Genomic DNA, 11,889 nt, shown 5'->3' on the forward strand with positions numbered 1-11,889 from the left:
GTTTCCCCCACGTTTCCGTCGCCTCTTAACGGCGCGGAAACGCCGCGCCGGGCACCATGGCCTCGCCGGGCCGGGGAGGGCCGGACGGGGAGGGGAGACCGATGCGGGTACTGGTGGTCGAGGACGAACCCTTGCTCGCCGACGCGATCACGGAGTGGCTGCGCGACGAGCCGCACGCGGTCGATGTCGCGTACGACGGCGCGGCGGCGCTGGAGCGGCTGACCGTCAACGACTACGACGTGGTCGTCCTGGACCGGGACCTGCCCGGTGTGCACGGCGACGACATCTGCCGCGAGCTGGCCGGAACCGGAGCCGGAGCCGGAGCTGAGGCGGGAGCCGGGGCCGAAGCCGGAGCCAGGGCAGGGACGACGGCGCGGGTGCTGATGCTCACCGCCGCCGCCGAGGTCGCCGACCGCGTCGCCGGGCTCACCCTCGGCGCCGACGACTATCTCACCAAGCCCTTCGCCTTCGCCGAACTCGCCGCCCGCGTCCAGGCGCTGGGCCGCCGCAGCCGCCCGGCCGCGCCGCCGGTGCTGCGCCGGGCCGGTATCACCCTGGACCCGGCCCGCCGTGAGGTGTTCCGGGACGGGCGCTACGTACCGCTGTCGAAGAAGGAGTTCGCCGTGCTGACCGAGCTGCTGCGGGCCGACGGAAGCGCGGTCTCCGCCGAACAGCTGCTGGAGAAGGCCTGGGACGAGCACGCCGACCCGTTCACCGGGGCGGTCCGGCTGGCCGTGCTGAAGCTGCGCCGCAAGCTCGGCGAGCCGCAGGTCGTCGAGACCGTCACGGGCGTGGGGTACCGGATCGTATGACGCGCCGCCTGAAATTCCTGCCGCGCCGGATCAGCCTGCGGGCCCGGCTCACCCTGATCTACGGAGGGCTGTTCCTCGCGGCCGGCGTGGTGCTGCTCGGCGTCACGTACGCGCTGTTCAACCAGCAGCTCGCCGGCGGCGGTCTGAAGATCTACGCACGCAACGTGAAGTCCGACGGCCCCGCCACGGGCCCGCCCCAGGATCGGGTGATCACCGGGGACGGCGATGTCCTCACCGACAAGACGGCGCAGAAGTGGGTGAAGGACGAACGCGACCGGCTGAACGCGGCCGCCACCACCTCGCTCATCACCCAGGGCGGGCTCGCCCTCCTGGTCGTCGGCGGCGTGGCGGCCGGCTTCGGCTGGCTGGCCGCCGGCCGGGTGCTGGCCCCGCTGCACCGGGTCACCGACACCGCCCGCCGTATCGCGAGCGCCCCCGCCGCCGACCGGGGCCTGCATGAGCGAATCGCCCTGCGCGGCCCCGACGACGAGGTCAAGGACCTCGCCGACACCTTCGACACGATGGTCGAACGGCTCGACCGGTCCTTCGACGGCCAGCGCCGCTTCGTCGCCAACGCCTCCCACGAGCTGCGCACCCCGCTGACCCTGGGGCGGGCCCTGGTCGAGGTGGCCATGCACCGCAGAACCGCCTCCGAGGACGTCAAACAGCTCGGCGAGAACCTTCTTGAGATCAACGCCCGCCACGAGCGGCTGATCACCGGGCTGTTGCTGCTCGCGAGCTCGGAGAACGAGATCACCGAGCGGGCGCCGGTAGATCTCTCCGACGTCGTGGACCATGTCGTCGGACAGACCGCGCGGGAAGCGGAGGCGGCCGGGATCACGCTGACGCAGGAGACCGCCCCGGCCCCCACCACCGGCGACGCGCTGCTGCTGGAGCGGCTGGTGCACAACCTCGTCGAGAACGGCATCCGCCACAACACCCCCGACGGCGACGACGGTGGCGGCCGGGTACGGGTCGCCTGCCGCGCCCGCGACGACGGCCGGATCGAGGTCGAGGTGGACAACACCGGCCCCGCCATCCCCCCGTACGAGCTCCCCGCCCTCTTCGAGCCCTTCCGCCGCCTCGGCACCGACCGCCTGGTCACCGCCAAGGGCGCGGGCCTCGGCCTGTCCATCGTCCGCTCCATCGCCCGCGCCCACGGCGGCGAGGTCACGGCCCGCCCCCGCGAGGGCGGCGGCCTGACCGTGACGGTGACCCTGCCCGCGCACGCGGAGGCGGCCGAGGAGGCGGACGAGGCCCCGTAGCCGCCCCATAGCGCTTCGGCGCGGCTAGGCTTCGCCGCGATCTCGATCTCGAATGCGGCGCCGGAGGCAGCAGCGTGAGTGAGGAAACGGACCGGGCCAAGGCCGTCAGGCTGGAGCGGGAGTACCGCGACGCCCTCAAAGCCGAGGCCGATGACGACATATTGGATTCGCTCCGCGGCGAACTCGAAGAAACCTACCGCCGGATCCTGGAAACCGATCCCGACGATGCGAACACCCTGATCGAGCTGGCCGTGCTCCTCTCCACGGATGTGCAGGTGCCGGGCGGAGAGTCGGTGGAGCTGTTGTGGCGGGTGTTCGACATGGACCGCGCGGATGAAGACGTGTGCGAGTCCCTGGTGGGCCTGCTGGAGAACCTCTCCGAGGAGGAAGAAGCGGACGAGGTCTACCGGCTGGCCTCGGAAGCGGGAAATCTCCAGGCGACCTTCGAGCTCGCGGCGCGATTGGACGAACGAGGGGACCTCGAGGAGGCGGAACCGCTCTACCGCCGGGCGGCCGAGGCGGGCCACACCCACGCCGTGGCGAACCTCGCCGCCCTTCTGGAGGAACGCGGCGACCACGAAGCGGCCACGGCGCTCAGAAACGGCGAGGGCGCCCGCCCCCGCTAAGGGAAGGCCTGGTCCGGCCGATGGGACCGCGACGGCTCAGAAGTCGTCCGGCAGCTGCGAGATCCGCCGCTCTTCGCGTCGTTGCCTGACAAACATGAGCCGCACGTAGGCGACCGGTATAAAAGCCGCGACGCACCACCACAGGACCGCATCGAGAGCGTGCTCCGCATAGAGCGCCAGGCACGCCACCCAGCCGGCCGCCGGCAACGTCAGGCCCCAAAAGATCTCCCCGGCCCGGCCCTGGAAGCCCTTGACCGCCGACTCGGCCCCCCAGTCGTAGTGTTCCCACAACGCGGCCGTCATCAGCGCTCCGTACCCGGCCCAGAGCCAGCTCCAGCCGCGGAGCGCGATGGCGGCCAAAGCGATGACAACACCGAAAGCGGGGAAGAGGAGGGAGCGCAGCACCACGTGTCGGTCGAGGCGGGCGGGAGACGACGGGGGCGGCTCCGGAATGCCGGGCGGCGCCCCGCCCGCACCCCGCACCGCCCTCCAGTGCGTCCGCGGCCGCCAACCGTTCTTCCGCCTCGTCGCCGCGGCCAAGGCCCTCCAGTATCAACGCCTCCTGGACCAGGGCAGCCACCTCCTCATGCGGCAGCCGGTGCTCTCGGGCCAGATCGGCGGCCTGTCGTGTCGTGGTGATGGCCTGCTCCTCGTCACCCGCTCCGTTCAGCGCGACCGACAACGCGATCAGAGCACCGATGACAGCGCGGATGTCGCCCAGCCGCTGGGCCAGGTCGAGGGCCTGGGAGGCATGGAACCGGGCCGACTCCCAGTCGGGGGGCTCGCTCTCGGCGTCCCGCGGCAAGGGCCAGGAGCCGAAACCCTGCGCGAGCTTGGCCAGATCGATGTGCACGAGGCAGGCGGCGTCCGGGGCGGCTGCCGCGTGGGCGACGGCGAGCGCACGCTGGAACGCGTGCGAGGCATCGGCATCCCGTCCGAGGTGCGCGTGTGCCTCGCCCAGACAGTCGAGCGCAATGGCGAGTCTGCGCTGGTCACCCAGCCGGTTCGAGGCCTTGACGGCCCTGCGGAAGTGTCGGGCGGCGGACTTGTAGTCCGCCCGATTCAGGGCCACCGTCCCCAGCTGCTCATGGGCGAAGGTGACGATCACCCCCCCGGCGCGTCTGGAACCTGTCGTAGACGCGCAGACATACCCAGGACCTTTCGTCGTCATCCAGCGCCGCGTACTGCCGGCCCATTGCCAGGAACAGGTCCGCTTCCCGTACCAGGTCCCCCCGCCACTGGGCCGCGATCACCATCTCGCGGAGCAGGCGCAGGGCTTCGACGATACGGGCCTGCCGGACGAGGAACCCTGCCAGGGGCGCGGCCAGCGGCTCCACGCGCTCGTACAGGCCCGCGTCCACGGCCGCGTCGACGGCGCTCGCGAGCATACGGCGCTCTTGCCCGAGCCACTCGTCGTCCGCCCCCGCCACACGCTGTGCGCAGTGGGTGAGGAAGCGGTCGAGGGCAGCCCTGCGCTCCGGCTCGGGCTCGTCGGCCAGGCGCTCGCGGGCGTACAGCCGCGTCAGGTCGTGGAAGCGGACCCGGCCGTGCGCGTCGCCGGGTTCCAGCAGGTGGGACCGGCGCAGGCGGCGCAGGGCGGGTCCTGTCTCGCTCTCGGGGCGGCCGCTGAGGGCCGCTGCCGACGCCGCGTCGAGGAAGGTGCCGGGATGGAGGCCGAGCAGGCGGAACAGACGCGCGTCGGCCGGTGGGAGGGCGTGGTACGAGACGTCGAACGCGGCCTCCAGGCCGAGCTCGGCGAGCCGCGCCGACTCGGTGCGCAGGGCTGCCAACAGCAGCCCCGCCCCCGCTTCCTGGTCCTCCCTCAGCCGGGCCGCCGCGACGCTCAGGGCGAGCGGCAGCCTTCCGCACAGCCGGGCGACCTCGTCCAGTTCGGCGTCCGGGACCGTCCCCGGCGAGCCGAGTACGGTGCGGGCGTCCTCGGCGGAGAGCGGGGCCAGGCGCAGTGCGGCGGTGCCGGGGGCCTCAAGGGGCATGCGTGAGGTGACGAGGAGGCGGTGCGTGCCCTCGGGCGGGAGACAGGCGGCGAGCGGGGTGTCGTCGGACGCGTTGTCCAGCACGACGAGCACGGCCCCGCGTCGCTCGCCCTGTCGCACCAATTCCGTGCGCAACAGCGCGGTAAGTCCGATGCGATGGGCCGGCAGCTGATCACCGGGGATGCCCAGCATGCGCAGCAGCTCGCCCAGCAGTTCCTCTGTGGTGGGCGGCCGTTCGGCCCCACGAGTGCCCAGGTCGGCGTAGAGCACTCCGCCTCGGAAGCGGCGCTCGGTGACCGCGCGGTGCGCCGCTGGGTGACGACCTGGCGCCGGAACCACTTCCTGCGGTACCAGCGCACCGTACGGCGGTGGGGGAAGCGGCAGACGTCGGCCACCTTCACCATCACCCCGACCAGCCCGCCCAGCCGCTGGGCCACCTGCTCGTCCCGGGCCAGCGCCTCGGCCCGTTCCTTCATTTCCTGGAGGGTGTAGCGGCGTTCCTCGGCGATCGCCTGTTTGACCATCCGCGCGATCTTGGAGTTCTGCTTGGCGGGGAGCTGCCCGTCGTCCGGCCGCCAGACGTACAGCGCCGCGAAGGCCGCCGCGAAACGGGGAAAGCTGATGGGCAGCCGGTAGGCCGGGCGGCCGTCGTATCCGCAGCCCTGGGCGATGGCCAGCAGCTCGGTGACGACCTGCTGCTCCTGTGTCTCCTCCTCCGGCAGCTCGTCCGGGCAGTTGAGCGGCAGGACGCCGCGGTACCGCTCGTGGAAGCGGCGGGGCCAGCCCCGTACGGGTGGTCTGCTGGCGAGCACCGCCCCCCTGCGGGGGCGCGCACAGATGGAACTCGTGGTTCGCCCTTTCGGATACCGGGCTACCGCCGACTTCTGGGGGGTCGCCGACGCCCCTGCCCTTGCGGCTCGTCTCCATGCCGTGGTCGGCGGCACGCCGGCGTACCGACGGCAGTTCCTGGGGGACGATGTGCCCGGCAGCCTGGAGGAGTTCGACGACTGGATCTGCCGTACGGTCCTGTCCCCCTTCAGTCCTCTCTTCAGGGAGGCGCGGTATCTGCCCGCCGAGGAGGCGGACATCCGGGACACCGCGCTGTACCACTCGGTCCTCGCCGCGGTGGCCCAGGGCAACACCACCCGGGGCGGGATCGCGGGCTATATCGGCCGTAAGTCAGTGGACATCTCACACCCGCTCCGTGTGCTGGAGGACAGTCATCTGCTGGCGCGGGAGGCGGACATCTTCCGGGCCGGGAAGTCGCAGTACCGCATCACCGAGCCGCTGATCAATTTCTACGAGGCCGTAATGCGACCCGCCTGGGCCCGCCTGGAGAGTGGCCAGGCGGCCGAGGTGTGGGGCCAGTCCGCGGAGCGTTTCGCTGCCCAGGTGGCCGGGCCGCACTTCGAGGCGGTGTGTCGTGAGTACATGCTGGGGCCCGGACGGTCCCTGCTCGGCTCGACCTTGGGCGAGGTCGGCTGTGGTGTGGTGACAGACCCGGCAGCGCGGCGGCAGATTCAAGTCGATGTGGCCGTGGCCGAACCCGGGTCGGGCGGGAGAAAGCCGGCGGTCCACCTGCTCGGTGAGGCGAAGTGGGGCACGATCATGGGGCTGAGCCACCTGGAGCGTCTCGCTCGGGCTCGGGAACTCCTCGCCGGACGCGGCATGGACACCGGACAGTGCGCGCTGGCCTGCTTCAGCGCCGCGGGCTTCAGCGACGCGCTGCGCGGCGAGGCGGCACGCGGCGGCGACGGTGTGCTGCTCATCGGCGTCGACGAGCTCTACGGCGAAGCGGTGCCCGCGCCGCAACGCTGATCGGCCCGGCGTTCCAACGGCCCTGGGCACCGCGTGCGACTACGCCGGACGAGACGGTAGCGGCGGCCCGTTCTCGGGACCGGGTCGGCCGGGTCGGCCAGGCGGTCATCGAGCGGGGCCGCGGGCGTGAAACCGTCGTGAAACCGCCGTGAACCCGGCCGCCCGCACCCTCTTGGGCATGACGACTTCCCAATCCCCCCGGGCCATCACGGCGACCGGACTGCGCAAGGCGTACGGCGAGCAGGTGGTGCTCGACGGCATCGATCTGGACATCGCCGAGGGCACGGTCTTCTCGCTGCTCGGGCCCAACGGCGCCGGCAAGACCACCATGGTCCAGATCCTGTCCACGCTGATCGGCGCCGACGGCGGTGATATCCGCGTCGCCGGGCACGATCCGGCCGAGGACCCCGACGCGGTGCGGTCCGCGATCGGGGTGACCGGACAGTTCTCGGCGGTGGACCATCTGCTCACCGGCGAGGAGAACCTGCTCCTGATGGCCGACCTGAACTACCTGGGCCGGCGCGAGGGGCGGCGGCGCGCCGCCGAGTTGCTGGAGCGGTTCGACCTGGTCGACGCGGCCAAGAGGACGCCCGCCACCTATTCGGGCGGGATGCAGCGGCGGCTCGACATCGCGATGACCCTGGTCGGGCAGCCGCGCATCATCTTCCTCGACGAGCCGACCACCGGCCTCGACCCGCGCAGCCGGCACACCATGTGGCAGATCGTCCGGGACCTGGTGGCGGACGGGGTCACGGTGTTCCTGACCACGCAGTACCTGGACGAGGCCGATCAGCTCGCCGACCGGATCGCGGTGCTCAACGGCGGGAAGCTGGTCGCGGAGGGGACCGCGGAAGAGCTCAAGCGGCGGATTCCCGGGGGGCATGTACGGCTGCGGTTCGCCGTGCCCGGCGATCTCGAACGGGCCGCCCGCGCCTTCGGCGAGGTCTCGCGCGACGACGAAGCGCTCACCCTCCAGGTGCCGAGCGACGGCAGCGTCCGGGAGCTGAGGTCCCTGCTCGACTGGCTGGACGCCGAGTCGATCGAGGCCGAGGAGCTGTCCGTACACACCCCCGACCTCGACGACGTCTTCTTCGCCCTCACCGAAAAGCCCGGCGACCCGACCGACCGGACCACCACCGCACAGAAGGTGAACGCGTGATGAGCAGCACCCTGTCCCGTCCCCCGTCCCGTCCTCTGTCCCGTCCGCTGAGCGATTCCATGACGATGCTGCGGCGCAACCTCCGGCACGCGCTGCGCTACCCCGCCATGTCGATCTCCGTCCTCGCGATGCCGATCGTCATGCTGCTGCTGTTCGTGTACGTCTTCGGTGGCGCGCTGGGCACCGGTGTCGGCCCGATGGGCGGGGCAGCGGGCGGCGATACGGACTACATCGACTACGCCGCCCCCGGAATCATCCTGATGGCGGCGACCTCCGGATCGCTGGCGATGGCGGTGGCCATCTCCGTCGACATGACCGCGGGCATCATCAACCGGTTCCGTACGATGGCGATCTCGCGGTCGTCGGTGCTGATCGGACACGTCGTCGGCTGTGTGCTCCAGACGCTGATCACCATCGCGCTGGTCATCGGGCTCGCGCTGGCCATGGGGTTCCGGCCGAACGCCACCGCCGTCGAATGGCTTGCCGTATTCAGCCTCCTGGCGCTGGTCACCATCGCGCTCACCTGGCTCGCGGCGGCCATGGGAATGGCGTGCAAGAGCCCCGAGACCGCGAGCAACGCGCCCATGCCGCTGCAGTTCCTGCCGTTCCTCGGCAGCGCGATCGTCCCCACGGACTCGATGCCGACCGCGCTGCGCTGGTTCGCCGAGTACCAGCCCTACACCCCGATCATCGAGACGCTGCGGGGGCTGCTGATGGGCACGGAGATCGGGAACAGCGGCCTCATCGCGGTGGCCTGGTGCGTGGGGCTGACCCTGGTCGGCTTCCTCTGGGCGCGGGCGATGTTCAAGCGGGAGCCCCGGCGTTAGCGGGCCCGGCAGTGCCCGCCTGGCCTGCGTTGCCCGCCGTACTCCCGTGGCGCAGGCGTCAGAGGCTCGATCGCCGTCAGGGCCGTGGCCAGCAGCTCTTCCCGCCCCAGGGCGGCGTACGAGGACACCGCGCCCTCGTACGCCGCCCTGTCGGCCTGTTCGGCCGCGTGGCGGGCGCGGGCGGAGGCCATGGTCGGCTGGAAGCCGCGCAGGAAACGGAACCGCTCCGCCAGGGCGATCAGCCGCGCGCCGGTCGTACGGGCCGCCGCGTCCCCGGTGCGCTCCGCGCGATCGAGTTCCACCATGGCCAGGGCCAGCAGCAGCGCACCGCACACCGGGAGGTCCATCAGATAGGCCGGGGGCTTCTCGACGGGGTGGCTGAGCATTGTCCACAGCTTGTGGGGAAGTTCGCGGACGGCCTCCTCGATCAGGTCGAGGCGGCCGTGGTGCGCGTGGGCGACCACGGCGGCGGCCTCGATCTCCAGGGTCCAGGGCTCCAGGCCGGGCGGATCGGTGCGGTAGAGCGCGTTCTCGCCGCTCTCCGACGTCCCGACGGCCCGCCGCCACTCGCGCAGCCCGGCCTCGGTGTCGCCACGCGCGAGCCACAGCTCCGCCCGCATACCGAGGCCGAAGGCGAGCGCGCCGACCGTCTCCGCCTCCGTCTCCGGCTCCGGCTCCGTCTCCGTCTCCGCCGCCTCCTCCTGCCGTTCGGGCGTCGTCAGCGGCAGCCAGTGCTCCGCCTCGTCGATGGCGCCGAGTTGCAGATTGGCGAGGATCAGGGCCGCCTTGATGCCGGTGATGTCCCCCCACGGCATGGCCCCCTCCATCAGCCGCAGCGCCGCGACCAGATGGCGCTTGCCCTCCTCGCCCCGCTCGGCCTGCAGGGACAGTTCGCTGATCCGAGTGCGGGCCATGACCTCGACCCAGTCGGCGCCCCGGCCCCGGAACGCGTCCAGCATCCGCTCGGCCGCCCGGATCGCGCCGTCCACATCGCCCTGCCGCTCCAGGACATAGCTCGCGAGGGAGTTGGCGACGACCGCCAACAGCGGCTCGTCACTGTCGCACAGCGCACGCAGCGGGGCCGGATCCGGCCCCAGCACCTCGGGCGCGGCGGCCATTACGGTCGCGATGGCCCGTACGAGGGTGTCGGGCGGGGCGGGCGGCAGCCGGCGCAGGACGGCCAGCGGGCGGCCTGCGCGCAGCCCGACGACGGTGAAGGTGTTCGCGGTGAACAGCGCCGTGGCGGTCCGGGTGACCTCGATGAGCGCGGGGTCGGACCCCCGCTCGGGCCGGTAGTGCGACAGCAGCCGGCTGCTCTGCTCGGCCAGTGCGGCGACGCGCGTGTAGTTGCCCTCGACCGTCCACAAGGACGCGAGTACGGCGGACGTCGCCGCGACCGCCGGGCCGTCGTCTCGTGCCAGCCCGTACCGCAGGGCGTGGACGAGGTTGTCCTGCTCCGCCCGGATCCGGTCGAGGGGCGCGAAGAAGTCGCGTTCATGGGGCGAGTCGTGGTGCGCCACGCCGAAGTCGCGGGCCCACCCGAGGAAACGGCCGATCACGCGATCCGTCTCCCCGGCCGCCTCCCGGTGAGCGGTGCTGAACTCCCGTACGGTCTCCAGCATCCGGAAGCGCGCCCCCGCCGGGGTGTCGGCGACCTTGAGCAGCGACTGGTCGGCCAGGTCCGCGAGCACCCCGAGGGCGTCGTCCTCTTCTCCCTCGTCTTCTCCCTCGGCGCCCAGGAGGTGGCACGCGGCGTCCGCCGTGAATCCGCCCGGGAAGACGGACAGCGCCCGCAGCGCCGCCTGTCCGGCCGGATCCAGCAGGTTCCAGCTCCAGTCGACGACGGCGTGCAGCGTACGGTGGCGGCTGGGCGCGTCCCGCGCGCCGCCGCGCAGCAGGGTGAACCGGTCCTCCAGGCGACGGGCGATCTCCGCGACCGACATGACCCGGACCCGCGCGGCCGCCAGCTCCACCGCCAGCGGCAGCCCGTCCAGATGGCGGCACAGCTCCTCGACGGCGTCGGCGGGCAGATCGGCGCCGGGCCGTACCGCCCGCGCCCGCTGCTCGAACAGCTCGACCGTCGTCGCCCGGCTCAGCTCCGGCAGCAGATACACGGCCTCGGAGGACAGGCCGAGCGGGGCCCGGCTCGTGGTGAGCACCCGCAAGTCCTGCGTCATGGACACCAGGTGGTGCACCAGCTCGGCGGCGGCGCGGATGACATGCTCGCAGTTGTCCAGCACCAGCAGCACCGGCCCGGAACCGAGGGCGGCCAGGATGCCGCTGAGGACGTCAGTCGGCAGGCCCAGATGGCCGACCGCGCCGGGCGGGGCCTCGCCGACGCCGAGCGCCGACGCGACCTCCCTGACCACGTCCTCGTCGGAGGTGACGCCCGCGAGCCCGACGAAGTACACGGCGCGCCGCTCGGCCCGGCGGCTCACGGCGTGCGCCAGCCGCGTCTTGCCCAGGCCGCCGGGGCCGACGACCGAGGCGACGCGGGAGGCGTGCAGCAGCTCCGCCACCGCGGCGATGTCCTCGTCGCGGCCGAGCAAGCGATTGGGCTCGTACGGGACGCCGTGCCGCACCAACGGCGCCTCGCCCCGCAACAGCTCCTCGTGGACGGCCTGGAGCGCCGGGCCGGGGTCGGTGCCGAGCTCGTCGCGCAGCGCGCGGCGGTAGGTGTCGTACCTGGCCAGCGCCGCGGACGGGCCGAGCGTGGCCGCCTCGCAGCGCAACAGCTCCAGCAGCACCTCCTCGTCCCGCGGCCGCTCGCGGGCCAGGCCGTCCAGCGGCTCGGCCGCCTCGGCGCGGCGGCCGAGCCGGGACAGGGCCAGCGCGCGGGCGCGCGCCAGCGTCCGGTACGTCGCGGCCCGCTCCGCGCGCAGGGCGGCCACCGGGTCCTCGGCCGCGCCGCCCCGCACCGCGCCGTCGGCCTCGCCGCCCGGGTCGCCCTCCCACAGCGCGAGGCCGGCCTCGGCGTGGGCGAGCGCCGCGGCGTGGTCGCCGGCGCGCGCGTGCCGGGCGCTCGCGGCCGCGCTGAGCAGGACGGCGGAGCTGTCGACCTGGTCCTCGGGCAGGGCGAGGCGGTAGCCGGTGGGGGTGCTGGCGATCACATCGGCGCCCAGCTGGGAGCGGGCGCGGGAGACCAGGATCTGGAGCGCCTTGGTCGGGTTCTCCGGCCGGTCCTCCGGTCGGTCCTCCGGCCAGAGCCCGTCCACCAGCCGCGCGGTGCCGCAGCCGGTACGCGGCTCACCCGCGAGAAGCGCGAGCAGGCCGCGCAGCCGGGGCCCGGTTATCTCGCGGCCGCGGCACGAGACCCGCGACAGCAGGGTCAGCTCGGTGGTCACCGGGTCAGATTAGCCAGTCGGCGGATTGGCCGGTCAGCGAGTTG

Annotated in this window: 9 protein-coding genes; 6 read left to right on the forward strand and 3 right to left on the reverse strand. The window is 72.7% G+C overall.

Features of this window, described 5'->3' with window-relative positions; genetic code table 11:
• Window positions 1–101 precede the first annotated feature (101 nt).
• The 3 genes from ACH4U7_RS28915 to ACH4U7_RS28925 all read left to right on the forward strand — a co-directional run bounded on the left by ACH4U7_RS28915 (window position 102) and on the right by ACH4U7_RS28925 (window position 2,703).
• Window positions 102–812 (forward strand): response regulator transcription factor, encoded by a 711-nt coding sequence (locus tag ACH4U7_RS28915; protein WP_398530747.1) that lies wholly within the window; start codon window positions 102–104, stop codon window positions 810–812.
• Window positions 809–2,077, forward strand: a complete 1,269-nt coding sequence (locus tag ACH4U7_RS28920; protein ID WP_398530748.1) for a sensor histidine kinase — start codon at window positions 809–811, stop codon at window positions 2,075–2,077. Before ACH4U7_RS28915 ends, ACH4U7_RS28920 begins: the two co-directional genes overlap by 4 nt.
• Window positions 2,078–2,151: 74 nt before the next feature.
• Entirely contained in the window at window positions 2,152–2,703 is a 552-nt protein-coding gene (locus tag ACH4U7_RS28925; protein ID WP_398530749.1) for a hypothetical protein, read from the forward strand.
• Between the two features lie 36 nt (window positions 2,704–2,739).
• On the opposite strand, the gene ACH4U7_RS28930 is transcribed toward ACH4U7_RS28925, so the two are convergent.
• Together ACH4U7_RS28930 and ACH4U7_RS28935 are read right to left on the reverse strand one after the other, a co-directional pair.
• Complete coding sequence (locus tag ACH4U7_RS28930) at window positions 2,740–3,111, reverse strand: hypothetical protein (protein ID WP_398530750.1); 372 nt, start codon at window positions 3,109–3,111, stop codon at window positions 2,740–2,742.
• Window positions 3,112–3,788: 677 nt separating this feature from the next.
• Window positions 3,789–4,967, reverse strand: coding sequence for a hypothetical protein (locus ACH4U7_RS28935; protein ID WP_398530751.1), 1,179 nt, complete (start codon window positions 4,965–4,967; stop codon window positions 3,789–3,791).
• Window positions 4,968–5,366: 399 nt separating this feature from the next.
• Between ACH4U7_RS28935 and ACH4U7_RS28940 the strand changes: the two genes are divergently transcribed.
• The 3 genes from ACH4U7_RS28940 (at window position 5,367) to ACH4U7_RS28950 (ending at window position 8,501) form a co-directional block, all read left to right on the forward strand.
• A complete protein-coding gene (locus ACH4U7_RS28940; RefSeq protein ID WP_398530752.1) occupies window positions 5,367–6,515 on the forward strand; it encodes an ATP-binding protein in 1,149 nt (382 codons plus the stop codon).
• Between the two features lie 178 nt (window positions 6,516–6,693).
• A complete protein-coding gene (locus ACH4U7_RS28945; RefSeq protein ID WP_398530753.1) occupies window positions 6,694–7,674 on the forward strand; it encodes an ATP-binding cassette domain-containing protein in 981 nt (326 codons plus the stop codon).
• On the forward strand, window positions 7,674–8,501 hold the full coding sequence (locus ACH4U7_RS28950) for an ABC transporter permease (RefSeq protein ID WP_398530754.1): 828 nt from the start codon (window positions 7,674–7,676) through the stop codon (window positions 8,499–8,501). Before ACH4U7_RS28945 ends, ACH4U7_RS28950 begins: the two co-directional genes overlap by 1 nt.
• Here the strand turns inward: ACH4U7_RS28950 and ACH4U7_RS28955 are convergent.
• Complete coding sequence (locus tag ACH4U7_RS28955; protein ID WP_398530755.1) at window positions 8,498–11,845, reverse strand: ATP-binding protein; 3,348 nt, start codon at window positions 11,843–11,845, stop codon at window positions 8,498–8,500. The genes ACH4U7_RS28950 and ACH4U7_RS28955 overlap by 4 nt on opposite strands.
• Between the last annotated feature and the right edge of the window lie 44 nt (window positions 11,846–11,889).

This window comes from Streptomyces sp. NPDC020845 (assembly GCF_044334165.1).
Lineage (GTDB): Bacteria > Actinomycetota > Actinomycetes > Streptomycetales > Streptomycetaceae > Streptomyces.